The sequence below is a fragment of the Streptomyces sp. NPDC059875 genome (assembly GCF_042731085.1).
Classification (GTDB): Bacteria; Actinomycetota; Actinomycetes; order Streptomycetales; family Streptomycetaceae; genus Streptomyces.
The window spans coordinates 1-15,942 of the sequence record NZ_JBHWJZ010000012.1 but is presented as its reverse complement, the minus strand read 5'-3'; the positions used below and the strand labels follow the sequence as shown (position 1 = coordinate 15,942).

At 72.9% G+C, this 15,942-nt stretch carries 14 protein-coding genes and 1 tRNA gene; 8 read left to right on the top strand and 7 right to left on the bottom strand.

Features of this window, described 5'->3' with window-relative positions:
• The first annotated feature begins 1 nt into the window (after position 1).
• Positions 2-178, top strand: coding sequence for a hypothetical protein (locus tag ACFV9D_RS16705; RefSeq protein WP_385146074.1), 177 nt, complete (start codon positions 2-4; stop codon positions 176-178).
• A complete protein-coding gene (locus ACFV9D_RS16700; protein ID WP_385146072.1) occupies positions 175-1,488 on the top strand; it encodes an MFS transporter in 1,314 nt (437 codons plus the stop codon). The genes ACFV9D_RS16705 and ACFV9D_RS16700 overlap by 4 nt, the downstream gene beginning before the upstream one ends.
• On the opposite strand, the gene ACFV9D_RS16695 is transcribed toward ACFV9D_RS16700, so the two are convergent.
• On the bottom strand, positions 1,421-2,215 hold the full coding sequence (locus ACFV9D_RS16695) for a S16 family serine protease (RefSeq protein WP_385146070.1): 795 nt from the start codon (positions 2,213-2,215) through the stop codon (positions 1,421-1,423). The genes ACFV9D_RS16700 and ACFV9D_RS16695 overlap by 68 nt on opposite strands.
• A gap of 9 nt (positions 2,216-2,224) precedes the next feature.
• A complete protein-coding gene (locus ACFV9D_RS16690) occupies positions 2,225-3,424 on the bottom strand; it encodes an alpha/beta hydrolase family protein (protein WP_385146068.1) in 1,200 nt (399 codons plus the stop codon).
• A gap of 67 nt (positions 3,425-3,491) precedes the next feature.
• Here ACFV9D_RS16690 and ACFV9D_RS16685 point away from each other — a divergent pair, with 67 nt between their 5' ends.
• On the top strand, positions 3,492-4,460 hold the full coding sequence (locus ACFV9D_RS16685) for an ArsR/SmtB family transcription factor (RefSeq protein ID WP_385146066.1): 969 nt from the start codon (positions 3,492-3,494) through the stop codon (positions 4,458-4,460).
• Positions 4,461-4,789: 329 nt separating this feature from the next.
• Here ACFV9D_RS16685 and ACFV9D_RS16680 read toward each other — a convergent pair whose 3' ends face one another.
• The 5 genes from ACFV9D_RS16680 to ACFV9D_RS16660 form a co-directional block, all read right to left on the bottom strand.
• Positions 4,790-5,431, bottom strand: a complete 642-nt coding sequence (locus ACFV9D_RS16680) for a helix-turn-helix domain-containing protein (protein ID WP_361862844.1) — start codon at positions 5,429-5,431, stop codon at positions 4,790-4,792.
• 489 nt (positions 5,432-5,920) lie between these two features.
• Entirely contained in the window at positions 5,921-7,711 is a 1,791-nt protein-coding gene (locus ACFV9D_RS16675; RefSeq protein ID WP_385146064.1) for a DEAD/DEAH box helicase, read from the bottom strand.
• Positions 7,712-7,832: 121 nt separating this feature from the next.
• Positions 7,833-8,204: a type II toxin-antitoxin system death-on-curing family toxin gene (locus ACFV9D_RS16670; RefSeq protein WP_385146062.1), complete on the bottom strand. Its 372-nt coding sequence runs from the start codon at positions 8,202-8,204 to the stop codon at positions 7,833-7,835.
• A complete protein-coding gene (locus ACFV9D_RS16665; RefSeq protein WP_351810035.1) occupies positions 8,201-8,398 on the bottom strand; it encodes an Arc family DNA-binding protein in 198 nt (65 codons plus the stop codon). The genes ACFV9D_RS16670 and ACFV9D_RS16665 overlap by 4 nt, the downstream gene beginning before the upstream one ends.
• A gap of 33 nt (positions 8,399-8,431) precedes the next feature.
• A complete protein-coding gene (locus ACFV9D_RS16660; protein ID WP_385146060.1) occupies positions 8,432-9,886 on the bottom strand; it encodes an MFS transporter in 1,455 nt (484 codons plus the stop codon).
• 182 nt (positions 9,887-10,068) lie between these two features.
• Between ACFV9D_RS16660 and ACFV9D_RS16655 the strand changes: the two genes are divergently transcribed.
• The 5 genes from ACFV9D_RS16655 to ACFV9D_RS16635 all read left to right on the top strand — a co-directional run bounded on the left by ACFV9D_RS16655 (position 10,069) and on the right by ACFV9D_RS16635 (position 15,911).
• Positions 10,069-10,140 (top strand) — tRNA-Cys (locus ACFV9D_RS16655).
• Positions 10,141-10,199: 59 nt separating this feature from the next.
• Complete coding sequence (locus ACFV9D_RS16650; protein WP_385146058.1) at positions 10,200-10,595, top strand: hypothetical protein; 396 nt, start codon at positions 10,200-10,202, stop codon at positions 10,593-10,595.
• A gap of 130 nt (positions 10,596-10,725) precedes the next feature.
• The gene (locus tag ACFV9D_RS16645) at positions 10,726-11,586 is read left to right on the top strand and encodes a serine/threonine protein kinase (protein WP_385146056.1); all 861 of its coding nucleotides are present in this window, start codon (positions 10,726-10,728) and stop codon (positions 11,584-11,586) included.
• A gap of 4 nt (positions 11,587-11,590) precedes the next feature.
• Positions 11,591-13,765 carry a PQQ-binding-like beta-propeller repeat protein gene (locus ACFV9D_RS16640; protein ID WP_385146054.1) on the top strand — a complete coding sequence of 725 codons (2,175 nt, stop codon included), beginning with the start codon at positions 11,591-11,593 and terminating at the stop codon, positions 13,763-13,765.
• Between the two features lie 34 nt (positions 13,766-13,799).
• On the top strand, positions 13,800-15,911 hold the full coding sequence (locus ACFV9D_RS16635) for a PQQ-binding-like beta-propeller repeat protein (RefSeq protein WP_385146052.1): 2,112 nt from the start codon (positions 13,800-13,802) through the stop codon (positions 15,909-15,911).
• The last annotated feature ends 31 nt before the right edge of the window (positions 15,912-15,942 follow it).

The following is a 15,942-nucleotide window of genomic DNA, read 5'->3' as shown; positions in this document are numbered from 1 at the left end:
CATGCACGCCGACATCCATCTTCAGCTGCACCATCTCCGGGCCGCCGAGCTCCACCGAGCCGCGTCCGAAGCGCTCCCCCGCACCCCGATACGTACCCAACTCGGCTGGACCCTGGTCACGTTGGGTCTCCGCCTCGCCGTCCCCGCCACCCCCCGGCCGGTCACGCTCGCCGCATGAGCACGCCGGGGGGACGTGCTCCACTGGCCACCGTCCTGGCCGCCAACGCCATCTCCATCACCGGCAATTCGCTCACCCTCATCGGCGTCCCGTGGTTCGCGCTCGACACCACGGGCAGCCCCGGAAAGGCGGGCCTGGTCGCCTTCTGCGCGGCCGTTCCCGTCGTCGTCTCCGCGATCGTCGGCGGCCCGCTCATCGACCGGATCGGGCGCCGCCGGATCAGCGTCGTCTCCGACCTCGTCTGCGCGCTCGCGCTGGCCGCCATCCCGCTCCTGCACCGCGCGGGCGTGCTGGAGTTCTGGATACTGTGCGCGCTGATGGCCGTGACCGGCCTCTTCCACGCGCCCGGCGAGACCGCCCGCTCCGTCCTCATCCCCGACTTGGCCCGCCGCGCGGGAACCCCGCTCCCCCGCGCCGCGAGCCTCTACGACGCGGTCTCCCGAGGCGCCCGGATGACCGGCGCCGCCCTCGCCGGCGTCCTCATCGCCGTCCTCGGCGCGGACACGGTCCTGATTCTCGACGCCCTCACCTTCGGGCTCTCCGCCCTGCTGGTGCTCACCGGCCTCCGGGGCATACCGTCCGCCGCACCCCAGCAGGACCCGGCCCCCTTCTCGCTGACCGCCTACCGCGCCGATCTGCGCGAGGGGTACACCTTCGTGCTCCGCTCCCGGCTGATGCTCGGCATCGTCCTGATGGTGATGGTCACCAACGGCCTCAACCAGGGCTGGAGTTCGGTCCTGCTGCCCGTCCACGCCCGGGAGAACCTCGGGGGCTCCGCCGCCCTCGGCCTGCTCGTCTCCGTCTTCGGCGGCTGCGCGCTGCTCGGAGCGCTGTCGTACGCGGCGGTCGGGCACCGTTTCCCGCGCCGGGCCGTCTTCACGGCCGGGTTCGTGCTGTGCGGTGCCCCGCCCTACGTGGTCGCCGCGCTCACCGACACCACGCTGCCGCTGCTCGTCACCATGGCGGCGGGTGGCTTCGGGGCCGGGCTCCTCAACCCGATCCTGGCCACCGTGGCGTACGAACGCGTCCCCGACGAGCTACGCAGCCGGGTCTCCGGGGTGACCACGGCCGGGGTGCTGCTCGCCACCCCGCTCGGGGGTCTCGCCGCCGGGCAGCTCGTCGAGGGGACCGGTCTGGTGACGGCGCTGCTCGCGCTCGGCGGGGCCTACTTCCTGGCCACGCTCGCCCCGATGGTCTTCCCGTCCTGGCGCGCGATGGAGGCCCCGCCGAAGGCCGAGCCGGTCAGCAGCTCGGAATCTTCGCTTCCTGGCCCTGCTCCAGCGCCCGGAGCGACGACACCGCGTCGCTGAGCGTGGAGACCGGGATCAGCCTCATCCCCTTCGGGAGCTCCGCCTGCGCGTCGGAGCACTCCGCCTTCGGCACGAGGAAGACGCTCGCCCCGTCCCGCCCGGCGGCCTGGGTCTTCAGCGAGACCCCGCCGACGGCGCCGACCGTGCCGTCCGGCGCGATCGTTCCCGTACCGGCGACGGTCCGGCCGCCGGTGAGGTCGCCGCCCGAGCCGTCGCCGTCGAGCTTGTCGACGATGCCGAGGGAGAACAGGAACCCGGCGCTCGGCCCGCCGATGTCGGCGAGGTGGAGCGTGACGTCGACGTCCTTGGGGTCGAGCTTCAGATAGCCGAGCGCGGCCAGCGTGGCCGCGTCCTGGGACTCCTTCATCTCGCCGAGGTTGTGCTTCTCGACCTCGGCGTCCGATTTGCCCGGCGGGTAGACGGAGTCGCGCGGCAGCACGGCCCGGTCGGTACGGAACCAGGCGTCGGCGACGTCGCCGAAGTCGTTGTCCACGCTCGGTCCGGTGGCCGAGATGGTCGTCATCAGCAGCTTGCCCTCCGTGGGACGGACCGGGGCGCCACTGATGGTGATGACCTCACGCCCCTTGTCCTTGCCGAGCACATCGGCGGTCGTGCCGGGCTGTGCGATGGCGTACGGCAGCGGCGCGAGCCCGACGACCGCGAAGAGCGCGGCGACGGGCAGGGCGCAGAGCGCGAGGGCACGGTTGCGCGTGAGACTGGAGAGCACGCCCCCAATCTACTGGGCGGCCGCCGGCCGACCGCCGGGTGGGACATTCCGGGCGAAGAACGAGCGGACCTGCCGGCGCACCGCCGGCACGGACCTCCTCGGTTCGCCCGCGCCGACGAGCCGGACGCGGTCGGCGGCGGTCATCAGACCGGCGGCGTGCAGCTGCGGCACGAGAGCGGCGTAGTCGGTGAACACCCAGTGGTCCGCGTCGTCGAGCTGCCGCCGGCGGGTACGGCCCTCGGGGTGGGCGAGCATCGTGGCCCAGGAGCGGTCGAGCCGCTCGTCACGGAAGCCGTCGGTGCCGAGCAGGAGCAGCGGCCGGTCGACGCCGTACCGGGCGACCGGGAAGAGCTCGCCGTCCGTCCGGTCCAGATAGCCCTCCAGGTTCACGGCGGCGGCGATCCGCCGGTCGTCGTACAGCGTCTGGGCGGCGACGGTGCCACCGGCCGAGTGCCCGTAGATCCCGACCCGCCCCAGATCGAGGGCGCGGCCGAGGGGCCCTTCCAGGGCTTCGAGCCGGTCGAGGACGAAACGGATGTCGGCGAGCCGGGTGTCGATCATGGCGCGGAACTGCTCGGCGTCGGGTGGGCCGAAGAAGACGGTCTGGCGCACCTTGTCGCGGCCCGGGCGCTCGGTGGGGAAGTCCACCTCGCTCGCGTCCCCCGGGTGGTCGACGGTGAGGACGGCCCATCCGTGGCTCGCCAGTTCCTCGGCGAGCGAGGTGCCCATGGTGCGGGCGTCGCCGCCACCGGGGCTGTAGAGCAGCACGGGCCATCGGCCGGGGAGGACGGGGGCGCCGGTGTGGGAGTGCGTGCGAGTGGCCGCCCAGTCGACACCGGCCGCGGGCAGCCCGCGGGTCCAGGGCGCGAGGCCGGTGAAGAGCGCCGCGGCTCCCGGGGTCAGCTGCGGGGCGCGCGGATACCCGCGCACGGTCCCGGCCGGGTGGAGGACGGTGACCATGACCTCCCGTACCCCGATCGCGGGCACCCAGGGGTCGTTACGGGACGGGTCGACGAGGTGCAGGGTCGTGGCGCCGATCCGGTACGGGCCGGTGGGCGCGGGCAGCCGGAGGACGAGGTCGCCCGGGGCGGTGGCGCCGACAGTGGCGGGGACGGTGGCGCGGGCGGTGGCCGGGGTGAGGGCGGCGAGTGCGGCGGCGAGGAGGCCGGCCTTGGTGACGGTCCGTCGGCTCATGCTGGGGGATGTCATGCCGACAGACTGGCGCCGGGCAGGGGCTTCGGACGAAGGTTGAGGCTGTGATCGAAAGGCTGGTGCGGTGATCCGGATACGTTTCACGGCGGAGGACTTCGCCCGGGTACGGTTCGCCGCCCGGCCGGCCCCGGTGCCGGAGCTGAACGCGGCCTTCATGATGATGCTCGGCGGCGGCGCCGAGCTGCTCTTCGGCCGCTGGCGACGGCGGGTGCTGCGCTCCCTGCCGGACGCCGTGGTCCCGCTCGCGGACCTCGTCCCGGCGGGCGATCCCCCGCTGTTCCTCGATGTGCTCGGCGAGACGCTGACGGAGGGCCTCGAACTGGTGGGGGCGGCGCCTCCGGCTCTGGTGCGCGCGGAGCTGGAGCGGGTGTACGCGGGGCGTCCGTCACCGCGGTGGATCCGCGAGCTCCACGCGGGTGAGAGGGGCGCCCTGGGGGTGTTGCGCCGCGCCCAGCGGGCGGCGTTCGAGACGGTCGTGGCACCGGTGTGGCCGCTGGTGCAGGACCTGCACCGGGCGGAGTTCACCCGGCACGCCCTGACCGTCGCCGAACACGGCGTCGGCGCGTCCCTGCCCGCTCTGGTGCCGGGCAGCCGGCTGCGCGACGGCGTCTGGGAGTGGGCGGCGCCGGGTGTCGCTCGTGAGCGGGAGATCAGGCTCGGCGGGCGCGGGCTCGTCCTGCTGCCGACCTTCCACTGGACCGGCCGGCCCCTCGTCCAGGACCTGCCGGACCGACCGGTGGTCGTGACGTACGCGGCCGGGCCCGGCCTGCCGCTCACACCGGATGTGACGCCGGGCACGGACGAGTCCCTGGCGACGGTCCTCGGCCGCACCCGCCTCGAACTCCTCCGCGCACTCACCGACGCCCACACGACGACGTCCCTGGCCCGCCGCCTGGGCATCAGCAACGCGACGGCGTCGGCACACGCGACGGCGCTACGGGGTGCGGGCCTGATCACGACGACCCGAGCGGGCCGAGCGGTGGAACACCGACGGACGGCGCTGGGGGCGCTGCTGATGGGCGCGGGTGCCTGACCCGTCGCGGGCAGTCGACCCGCCTCCCCACCCCACCTCCGTGTGGGCAGTCGACCCGCTGAGGCAGAACACCGCCCCACCCCCACCCCGTGTGGGCAGTCGTCCCGCTGGGCGGGACGGGTGGGCACACGGGACGGCGCCCTTGCGGGCGCGTTCCGCTCATGGGCCCCCGCACCCCGGGGCCGTTGCGCGTGCAGGGCCCTTGGGGTGGACGGGCACAGGAGGCGGAGGCGCCCGCAAGGGCACCGTCCGTTGTGCCCACCCTCCCCCAGACTTCGTCCGGGGGGACCCCCAGCCCCAGCGGAACGAATGCCCACAACGGGCGCGCTCTAGCGCAGCGCGTCGGCCACTTCTCGCGCCGCGTCGACGACCCTCGGGCCCACCCGTTCCGGGACCGCGTCCGCGAGCATGACAACGCCCACGCTGCCCTCGATGCCCGTGACCCCGACCAGCGGCGCCGCCGCCCCGCTCGCGCCCGCCTCCAGCTCGCCGTGGGTGAGCGTGAAGCCGGGCTCGATCAGGCTGCCCTGCCGGGCCGCGAGGATCGCGCGGCCCGCCGCGCCCCGGTCCAGCGGGTGCCGGAAACCGGCCCGGTAGGCCACGTGGTAGTCGGTCCAGGTCGGTTCGACGACGGCGACCGCCAGCGCCTCCGCTCCGTCGACGAGGGTCAGATGGGCGGTGGCCCCTATGTCCTCGGCGAGCGAACGCAGCGCGGGCAGCGCGGCCTCGCGGACCAGCGGATGGACCTGGCGGCCCAGCCGCAGCACACCGAGGCCGACGCGGGCGCGACCGCCCAGGTCTCGTCGTACGAGCGCGTGCTGTTCGAGTGTGGCGAGCAGACGGTAGACGACGGTCCTGTTGACGCCGAGTTTGTTGGACAACTCGGTGACGGTCAGGCCGTGGTCGGTGTCGGCGAGCAGCTTGAGGACCCTGAGGCCCCGGTCGAGCGTCTGGGAGGTTTCCGCGGTCACGACGCCCTCTCCTTCGGAGTGAGTGACGGCGGACCTTCAAACGAGAGCAGCGGCGCCGGTCCCGCGGCGACGCACGTCAGAGGCCGCCGGCAGGCCATGCGCACCGGCTGCGCTCCGCGGCGGCGCTGCCACGGGGCGTTTGCATTGCGGGGGACAGTAGCGAGCCACTCCGCTCAGCGGAAGACCTCGTCCAGAATCCGGGCGCGAGCGACCGGATACGGTCGGTTCGAGGCGTAAGTCGGCCGGTCAGGGAAGTTCGCCGGACAAGATCGGCTATGTCGGACCTGGTGCGGCCTCCGCACACGAGCGGGGCCCGTACGCACCCTCGCGTACGGGCCCGAAGCGTCCGGACTCACGCCTTACGCACCGCACAACATGCGAACCGCACGACATGCGCACCGCACGACATCCGGACGCACGACTTCCGGACGCACGACATCCCGACGCACGACTTCCGGACTCACCGACCCGGACTCACCGCATCCGGACTCACCGCATCCGCGTGGCCCACTCCTGCACCTTCTTGATCCGCTCGCGGATCTGCCCGGCCGTCGCCTCGGCGCTCGGCGGCCCGCCGCACACCCGCCGCAGCTCCGTGTGGATGACGCCGTGCGGCTTGCCGCTCTGGTGGACGTACGCGCCGACCATGGTGTTGAGCTGCTTGCGCAGCTCGAGCAGCTCCTTGTGCGAAACGACGGGGCGCCGCTCGGCCGGGAGCTCCAGCAGATCCGCCTCGGTGTCCGGCTTCTTGCGACTGTGCGCGATCTGCCGGGCCTGGCGCTTCTGGAGGAGGAGCTGCACCTGGTCGGGTTCGAGGAGCCCGGGGATGCCGAGGTAGTCCTGCTCCTCCTCGCTGCCCGGGTGGGCCTGCATGCCGAACTCGGCGCCGTCGTACAGCACGCGGTCGAAGACGGCGTCGGACTCCAGCGCCTCGAAGGGCAGCATGTCCTGCTCGCCGGTGTCCTCGTCCTGCTGCTTCTCGGCCTCCGCCAGCTCCTTCTCGGACTCGGCGTACGGGTCCTCCTCGCCGTCCTTCTTCGGCTTGTCGAGCACGTGGTCGCGCTCGACCTCCATCTCGTTGGCGAAGCCGAGGAGGTTGGGGATGGTGGGAAGGAACACGGACGCGGTCTCGCCGCGCCTGCGCGAACGTACGAAACGTCCGACGGCCTGGGCGAAGAAGAGAGGAGTCGAAATCGTGGTCGCGTAGACACCCACGGCGAGGCGGGGGACGTCGACGCCTTCGGACACCATGCGGACGGCGACCATCCAGCGGTCGTTGTTCTCGCTGAACTCGTCGATCCGCTTGGAGGCGGCGGCCTCGTCGGAGAGGACGACCGTGGCCTTGGTGCCGGTGATCTCGCGGATCAGCTTGGCGTACGCGCGGGCGGAGTCCTGGTCGGAGGCGATGACGAGCCCGCCGGCGTCGGGGATGCCCTTCCTGACCTCCGTCAGACGCTGGTCGGCGGCGCGCAGGACGTTCGGCATCCAGTCGCCGCGGGGGTCGAGGGCCGTACGCCAGGCCTGCGAGATGGCGTCCTTCGTCATGGGCTCGCCGAGGCGGGCGGCGATCTCGTCACCGGCCTTGGTGCGCCAGCGCATGTTGCCGCTGTAGGAGAGGAAGATGACGGGCCGCACGACGCCGTCGCCCAGAGCATTGCCGTACCCGTACGTATAGTCCGCCGACGACCGCCGGATCCCGTCGTTCCCTTCCTCGTACGTGACGAAGGGGATGGGATTCGTATCGGAACGGAACGGCGTACCGGTCAGGGCGAGCCGCCGGGTCGCCGGGTCGAAGGCCTCCAGGCAGGCCTCGCCCCAGGACTTCGAGTCACCGGCGTGGTGGATCTCGTCGAGGATGACGAGGGTCTTGCGCTGCTCGCAGCGGTTGCGGTGGAGCATGGGGCGCACGCCGACGCCGGCGTAGGTGATGGCGACGCCCTGGTACTCCTTGCTGAGCGGCCCGGCGCTGTAGTCGGGATCGAGCTTGATCCCTATCCGCGCGGCGGCGGCCGCCCACTGCTTCTTCAGATGCTCGGTGGGCGCGACGACCGTCACCTGCTGCACGACGTGGTGGTGCAGCAGCCAGGACGCGAGCGTCAGCGCGAAGGTGGTCTTTCCGGCGCCGGGCGTCGCGACCGCGAGGAAGTCGCGGGGCTGCTCCTGGATGTACTTCTCCATGGCGCCCTGCTGCCAGGCTCGCAGCTTGTTGGCGGTACCCCACGGGGCCCGGCCGGGGAAGGCGGGAGAGAGGTGATGGGAGGAGGTGGCGGTGGTAGTCACGGTCTCCGGTTCGACGCTCGTCCAGGTATGACAACCGGGCCACCTTACCGGTGCGCCCCTCGCGGCACGGGCTGGACAAGGCCGTGACCTCGCCCGGTGCGGCGAGCGTCACAGCCTCGTCTCAGCGGGCGAACGTCGGCAGCTGTGCGGCGATCTTGGGGACATCCAGCGCCCCTTGACACACGTCCAGGACGAACGTCTCGGCTTCGTCGACGTCGAAGTCAGGGTCCAGCGGATGCCCGTTGATGTGCAGGAACACCCAGGTGGCATACCAAGCGATGCGCTTGTTCCCGTCCACCAGGCCGTAGTTGCGTGCCAGGGACTCCATAAGGGCCGCGGCCTTCTGCCAGACGTCGGGGTAGGCGTCCTGGCCGAACACACTCGACTGTGGTCGCGCCAGGGCGGAGTCGAGCAGGCCGTAGTCGCGCACCTCGTTCGCTCCCAGGCGCTCGGCGAGGTTCAGCAGCTCCGGCAGCGTGAGGTAGTACGTCACGCAAGCCTCCGGTTCAGCTCCCCGCTGACCTTCAGGACGTGCTCGGCCGCCTCGTTGAAGAGCCGGGAGTGCTCGTTTATCGCCCGGATCACGGCGTCGTGCGCGAAGGACTGCATGCTGCGCCCCTCCGCCTCGGCGCGCTCACGCAGCGCGTCCAGCTCTTCCTCGGTGAACCTGACGTTGAGACCAGCCATGCACCACACGGTACCGCGTGGTACCACTCGGTGTCACCGGCCTTCCTGCACACGCAGCCGCGTAGCCACCCACACCCCCGCCAGCGCCACCCCCGCCATCGGTAGGAACACCGCCGCGAAGGCCGCGGGGTGCGCCGCCGAGGCAGACGCGGACGCGGCCGCGTGCCCCACCGCCCCGCCCCCCAGCGCCGCGAACGCCGCTCCCCCCGCCGCCAGCAGCAGCACGTTCGAGAGGCCGTCCGAGATCTGCAGGGCCGCCGAGTTCGCGCCCGCCTCCTCCGGCGCCGAGAGCTTCAGGAGCAGCACGCTCGTCGAGGCGATCACCATGCCCATGCCGAGGCACCCGAACCCCCACGCCACCGCGACCACCCACACCGGAACCGACGCGATCAGGACGCTCGGCGCCGCGGCGATCGCCGCCGCCACCAGCACCATGCCGAGCACCACGAGCCGCTCCCGGTACGGCTCCGTCCGCGGCCGGGACTGGATCCAGGAGCCGAGCGCCCACGTCGCACCGCCGACCGCGAGCGACAGGCCCGCGAGCGTGGGGCTCAACCCCCGCTGGGTGACCAGCATCAGCGGAACAAACGATTCAGCGGCGATGAACGACCCCGCCGCGATCCCCCGAAGCAGCACCACCGACGGCAACCCGCGCGCCGCGCGGTACGTCCCGCGCGGCAGCAGCCCGCGCGCGGCCGGGACCAGCAGCGCCGCACCCGCCACCGCCGGCAGCAGCGAGAGCCAGCGCAGCTCCTGGCCGGCGAACTGCAGCAGCCCCGCACCGGCCGAGATGCCGAGCGCGAGCCGGATCCGCCGCCGGTCGTACGGCGGGAGCGGCGCGGCCGGGTCGGCGGGCCCGGAGGCCGTACGACGTATCGCCGGCAGGGCGAGGGCGAGCGGAAGAACGACGAGGACAGGGATCCCCACGAAGACCCAACGCCATCCCAGATGCTCGGTGACGGTGCCGGAGGCGAGGGGCCCGACGACGGACGGGACGACCCAACTCGCCGCGAAGGCGGCCATGATCGCGGGCCGCAGCGTCTCGGAGTACGCGCGGCTGACCACCACGTACAGCGCCACGATCACCAAGCCGCCGCCCAGCCCCTGCACGGCCCTGCCGAGGATGAACAGCCACATCGTGCCGGCGGTCCCGGAGAGCAGCAGGCCGGCGGCGAAGGAGGAGATGCCGACGGTGAGCGGGGCGAGGGGCCCGCTGCGGTCGGACCACTGCCCGGACAGGACCATGGCGAAGAGGCTGGTGGTGAAGTACGCGGAGAAGGCGAACGCGTACAGCGGGATCCCGTCCAGCTCGCGCGCCGCGACCGGCATGGCCGTGCCGACGGCGGTCGCCTCGAAGGCGATGAGCAGGACGACGGAGACGATGCCGATACTGAGCGCCCGGTGGTCCCGGTCGAGCACGGACCCGCCGCCCGGGGAGGCGGCGGTGGTGGGCGGCGCGACGGCGTCGCGGGGTTCGAGGGCGCTCATACCCCCAGCGTAAGGGGCATAAGGCCAGATGGGCCCTGTCCGGAGTCGGGTCCGGCCTGGTCCCTTGGACGTACGACCGCAGGCCCCCTGCGTGAACGCACCATGGCAGTCGTGTTGCACCGCGCCCGAAACCCTTGAGCCCCCTCCGAACCCGGGCCTACGGTCGTACTCGTGCACAACACGACCGTGTGCCCGAGTGGTTGAGGGGCTCGCCTGCAAAGCGAGTTACGTCGGTTCGATTCCGATCACGGTCTCTGGATCCCGCCTCCACGGGATCTTCACAAGATCACACCGTGCATGTCAGAGTCCGCCCATGACTGATACAGGCACGAGACGCAGGTTGGGCGCCCTCGTCGGAGTCGGCATCTCCGGGGCCGTGCTGCCGGGCGTCACGCTGGGCCCGGAAGCCGAGGACGTGGGCCTCTCCATCGTGATCGCGGGCATCGTGATCGCCCTCCTCACGCAGCTCGTCCACATCGGACCCTCCGCCCCGGTCCCGCCCCTGCCCCTGCTGGCCTTCGCCGCCGCCGGGTTCGTCCAGGACTCGCTGATCTGGTGGCTGCTGTCCTGGCTGGGCGGCGAGATCGGCCCGTGGCGGGTGGAGGGGTTCGGCACGATCCTGCTCGCCGGCCTCATCACGCGCGCCTCGATCCTCGCGCTGTCCCTGATCGGCGCGTCGCGCCCGGCCGAGGATCCCCTCGCGGACTGACCGTGGACCGCCGGTGGTCCGGCGGTGGACCGACGGCCCGCGCCCTTCGCTCCGTCCCCCTTGAGTAGGCTCCTGTTGCTCCAGCAACCGCTGGAGCAACAGGGGTGGTGTCCGACAGGGGGGTTCACACGTGGAACGGCCGCGCCCGAGCGACGAGTCCGCGCGCCGGATCGGCCCGTACCGGCTGATCGCCCGCCTGGACCCGCCCCGCGATCTCGCGCCCTGCCGTCGCTTCATCGCCCGCAGCGCGGACGGCGACCGTACGGTGCTGCTCTCCGCGCCCCTGCGGGGCGCCGACCCCGCGGGCTTCCTGACGGAGGCACAGGCGGGACAGCGGCTCCTGGGCCCGTGGATCGCCCCGATCACGGAGGTGTCGGCCGCCGACGCCCCCTTCCACGCGACGCCGTACGTCCCCTCCCTCCCGCTCCCCGTCGCCCTCGCCGTGCACGGCGGGCCGTTGCCGGAGGAAACGGTACGGGTGATCGGCGTCGCCCTCGCCGAGACGCTGGCCGCCGCGCACGCGCAGGGCGTCACGCACGCGGGCGTGTCCCCCGCCGCGGTCCTGCTCACCGCCGACGGTCCGCGCCTGACGTGCTTCGGCGCGGTACGGGCGGCGGCGGGCCGGCTCTCGGACCTGGACCCGGGCGCGCTGGCGCCCGAGCAGGCGTCGGGCGGGCTGCCCCGCCCACCGGGTGATGTGTACGCGCTCGGGTCGGTCCTCGCGTACGCGGCGACGGGCCACACCGTCCCGGAACGCTCCGAACTCCCGTCGTCCCTGTGCCCGTCGATCTCCCCGTGTCTCACCCGGGATCCCGCCCACCGCCCCTCGGCGGCCGCGGTCCTGACCGCCCTCACCCCGCCGACCCCGCACGAGACCGTCCTCAGCTCGGCGGGTTCGCTGCTGACCCCCGGCTGGCTGCCCGGCCGGGTCGTCGCGGCGTTGGCCCGCCAGTCGTCCGAGATCCTCGCCGCCGAACTGCCCTGGAGCTGACACGATGCTGTCACCGCTCACCCACGACGACCCGGCGGCCATCGCCACGTACCGGCTGCTCGCCCGCCTGGGCTCAGGCGGCATGGGCACGGTCTATCTGGCCCGTACGCCCGGCGGCCGTACGGTCGCCCTGAAGACGATGCACGCCCGGCTCGCCTCCGAGGCCGGCTTCCGTACCCGCTTCCGGCTGGAGACGGACGCGGCCCGGATCATCGGCGACCGGCACGGAGCCGCCGTCGTCGACGCGGACCCGCTGGCCGAAACGCCATGGCTGGCAACGGAGTACGTCCTCGGCCCCCCGCTCGACGACGCGGTGACGCTCTGCGGCCCGCTCCCGGAACCTTCCGTCCGCGCGCTCGGCGCGGCCCTCGCCGGCGCCCTGGCGCAGCTGCACTCCTCGGACGTCGTCCACCGCGACCTCAAGCCCTCCAACGTCCTGGTCACCGCCTACGGCCCGAAGATCATCGACTTCGGCATTGCCCGCGCCGCCGGCGACGACCACCTGACGAGCACGGGCGCGGCGGCGGGCACCCCGGCGTTCATGTCCCCCGAACAGGCGGGCGGCCAGGAACACACCCCGGCCGGCGACGTCTTCGCCCTCGCGGGCGTCCTGGTCTTCGCGGCGACGGGCCACGGCCCCTTCGGCACGGGCGCCCCCGCTGACCTCCTCTACCGCGTCCGCTACACCGACCCCGACCTCACGGGCGTCCCGGAGCCCCTGCTCCCCCTCCTGACGGCCTGCCTCGCCAAGGACCCTGCGGCCCGCCCGACGACGACCGCGCTGGCGGCCCACCTCCACGACGGCCGGGGTGAGTTCGCGGACCACCTCCCACCCCACCTCCTCACGGACATCGCCCGCCGAGCCACCCAGGTCTGGCTCCACCACCCCCACCGCCTCCCGCCCCCGGCGGACGACCCGTACGCGGAGACGGTCGCCGCGTCCGGCCCCCGCCGCCCTTCCCGCCGCGGTGTGCTGGCGGCGGGTGGCGGTGCGCTGCTGGGGCTCGCCGGGCTGGGGGCGGGCGCGTGGGCCTGGCTGGGCCCCGAGGACGAGCCCTCGACCGGCGGCGGGAGCGCCGGTCCCGAGCCGTCCTCCCCCGCCCCGACCGACGACGACGACCCCAACGGCGACACCAAGTCCCTCTGGCAGGCCGAATCGACCGACCACGAGGAGCAGGTCACTCCCCTCCTCGCCGACGGCGTGGTCGGCTTCTCGGAGTCCGGGCAGTTCATCGCGCGGAGCCCCGCCACGGGCAGCGAGCTCTGGAAATCGATGTCGGTCTACTACCAGCAGGTCGTCACGGACGGCACGGACTTCTTCCGGTCGCGTGACAGCACGACGGGGAAGGGGCTGCAGATCCTCAGGATCTCCGCACGCACCGGGACGGAGTCCGGGTCCCCCATCGAGGTGCCGGGGTTCGTCGGCGACGGTCAGGGCACCCACCTGCTCACCGCCGACGGCGGAATGCTCTTCGCCTCGGCGCGGCGGGGGGAGGACGACGAGGCCGGCTGGCACCTGCTCGCCGTGAACCTCCGTACGGGCAAGGAGGCCTGGCGACGGCCGTACACCTGGGACGGCAACCGTCGCTACGTCACGCAGGTCGTCGGCGGGAAACTGATCCTCGGCAAGGTCAGCGGCGACATGGAGTCCCTGCGCATGGAGGCCCGGGATGCCCGCACGGGCAACCCCCTCTGGCAGCGCTCCATCCCCCAGTCCAAGACCGACGCCTGGCTCAGGCCCGGCGAACTCGCGCTGGACGCCCAGCACATCTACCTGGGCGGTGACCGGCTGCGGGCGCTGCGCGTCACCGACGGGAAGATCGCCTGGGAGGTCCGCAGGGGAACGCATTCCTACGGCAAGCCGGCCGTGGCGGAAGGCGTGGTCTACGCCACCGAGGGCGAACGCGGTCTGGTCGCCGTGAGCGCCGACAAGGGTGCCGTGCGGTGGGAGGAGCAGCCGCCCGCCCGGGACCTGACGCCCACGCTCGACACCGTCCCCCTCGTCGGGAAGCGATACGTCTACGCTCCCGTCGTCGGCGGGCTGAACGCCATCGACCTCTCCACCCGCCGCTCGGCCTGGGTGTTCCCCACCGACGCGACCCGGTACGTCGTGGACAGGAAGCTCAGCCGGATCGTCGGCGCGGGAGAGGCCACGTCCGTGGCCTTCCCGTACGAGTGACGCGGCATCAGGCACCAGTGAGGAAGCAGAACAAGTGAGTGTGAACCCGCTCGGCACCGGCGACCCCCTCCGGCTCGGCCCGTACCGGCTCCTCGGTGTCCTGGGTGAGGGCGGTATGGGCAAGGTCTACCTCGGCCGGGACTCCGGCGGCGGTACGGCCGCGGTGAAGGTGCTCCGCCCGGAACTCGCCCATGACCGGCACCTCGCCCAACGCTTCGTCCGCGAGGCGGAGATGGCGCGGGCCGTCACGAGCAAGGGTGTGGCACGGGTCCTGGGCGCCCGGACCGAGGGGGGCCGGCCGTGGATCGCCGCCGAGTTCCTCACCGGTCCGACGCTGGACGAGGCCGTCCGTACGTACGGGCCGATGGACGAACCCACCGTCCGCGCCCTGGGCCACTTCCTGTCCCGCACACTCAATGACATCCACGCGGCGGGTCTCGTCCACCGGGACCTCAAGCCGGGGAACATCGTGCTGACGTCCTCGGGCCCGCGCGTCATCGACTTCGGCATCGCGCGCCCCGAGCACGGCCTGACCCTGACGACGACGGGCCAGATCCCGGTCACCCCCGGGTACGGAGCACCCGAGCAGGTCCTCGGTCAGCGCGTCGGCCCGCCGTCGGACGTCTTCTCACTGGGTGCCCTGCTCGCCTACGCGGCGAGCGGCCGGCGCGCGTTCGACGCGACGCATGTGGCCGCGGTGCAGTACGAGGTCGTCCACGGCACCCCGGACCTGAGCCAGGTCCCGCCCGCCCTCCAGCAACTGATCGGCCCCTGCCTGGCGAAGGACCCGGCTCTGCGTCCCGTACCGACGCAGATCACCACGGCCTTCGCACCACCGAAGGGGGCCGACCGGGCCTGGCGCAAGGGCCCGCTCGCCGAGGACATCGCCCGGCGCGAGACGGGGGTCAAGCAGCTGACCGCCGGCCCCTCCCCCGACACCGTGGTGCAGGGTGCCGCGCCGACCCGCCGCCGCTTCCTCGCCCTCGCCGGAGCGGGGGCGGGCGTCCTCGCGGTGGGCGGCGGGGCCGGGGTCTGGCTGCTGACGCGGGACGGGAAGACGAACCCCACGGCCGACGTCCCGCCGGCGACGACGGCCCCGGTGGCCCCGTACATCTCCGTGATCGACACCAAGCCGGGTACGACGCCGAAGCCGCTGTGGGGACCGCTCGACGTGGCCGCCCGGAACGGGCGACCGCCGCTGCCGGCGGGTGACGTGCTGATCGTCCACGCGAAGGCGGGCGGACTGCTCGCGCTCGCCGTGACGGACGGTCGCGAGCGGTGGCGTACGTCGGAGGTACGCGCCGATGCAGGCTTCGTCTCCGTCGCCGACCGCCTCGTGGTCGGCGCCGACGACAAGGGTGTCGCCCATGCGTTCGTCGCGGCCACGGGCAAGCCGGTGTGGCAGACGGACACGTCCGCCGACTACCTTCTGTGCGCCGACGCCACCCATGTCTACCTGGTGACGAAGGACAACGAGCTCCGGGCCCTGAACGCCTGGACCCTCGAGACCGCCTGGTCCCGGCCGATGGAGTCTCCCGCCTCCGGCGCCCCGGCTACGGCTGCCGTCGGTGTCGGTCGGATTGTCGTACTCGGCCGGGACGGGCAGGCGATCTCTGTCGACACCAAGACGGGCGAGACGGACTGGAAGTTCCGTGGCTACAGCACGGCGGGGGCGGCCCCCGCCGTCGACGGCGGCACCGTGTACCTCCCGGGCCCCGTACTGACCGCCCGCGAGCTGCGGACCGGAGAAATCGAGTGGACCGAGGACGCGAAGAGCACCGGCCTCACGTCCACCAGCGACGGCTGGGGCACTCCGACCGCCAAGGACGGCTTGGTCTTCGTCGCCGACGGCATCCACGCGTACCGCTACACCACCATGCCGGGCGTCCTCTTTCCCGTATCCGACTGGTACGAGGTCCTGGACGGCCTTGGCAGCGCCACCAGCGCCCCGGCTGTCGAGGGCGCGACCGTCTGGCTGCCGGCCCCCGACGACTCCGACGTCCGGGTGGTCCACAAGAAGACCCGCAACGTCCTCTTCACGGCGAAGATGAAGCTCGAGGGCCCTTACCAGCTGGCGAGCGCCGCCCACCGCGTCTTCATCGCACGCGGAGGCCGTGTGGCGGCGATGCCGGTGTTCGGGCAGTGAGCGGGCGCGGGGGCGGTCCTGACCCTGTCTC

What these genes read in the sequence shown, in the direction of transcription:
- ACFV9D_RS16660 (WP_385146060.1), bottom strand. Translation starts at nt 9,886, where the DNA reads ATGAGCGCCCTCGAACCCCGCGACGCCGTCGCGCCGCCCACCACCGCC.
- ACFV9D_RS16700 (WP_385146072.1), top strand. Translation starts at nt 175, where the DNA reads ATGAGCACGCCGGGGGGACGTGCTCCACTGGCCACCGTCCTGGCCGCC.
- ACFV9D_RS16650 (WP_385146058.1), top strand. Translation starts at nt 10,200, where the DNA reads ATGACTGATACAGGCACGAGACGCAGGTTGGGCGCCCTCGTCGGAGTC.
- ACFV9D_RS16705 (WP_385146074.1), top strand. Translation starts at nt 2, where the DNA reads ATGCACGCCGACATCCATCTTCAGCTGCACCATCTCCGGGCCGCCGAG.
- ACFV9D_RS16665 (WP_351810035.1), bottom strand. Translation starts at nt 8,398, where the DNA reads ATGGCTGGTCTCAACGTCAGGTTCACCGAGGAAGAGCTGGACGCGCTG.
- ACFV9D_RS16640 (WP_385146054.1), top strand. Translation starts at nt 11,591, where the DNA reads ATGCTGTCACCGCTCACCCACGACGACCCGGCGGCCATCGCCACGTAC.
- ACFV9D_RS16690 (WP_385146068.1), bottom strand. Translation starts at nt 3,424, where the DNA reads ATGACATCCCCCAGCATGAGCCGACGGACCGTCACCAAGGCCGGCCTC.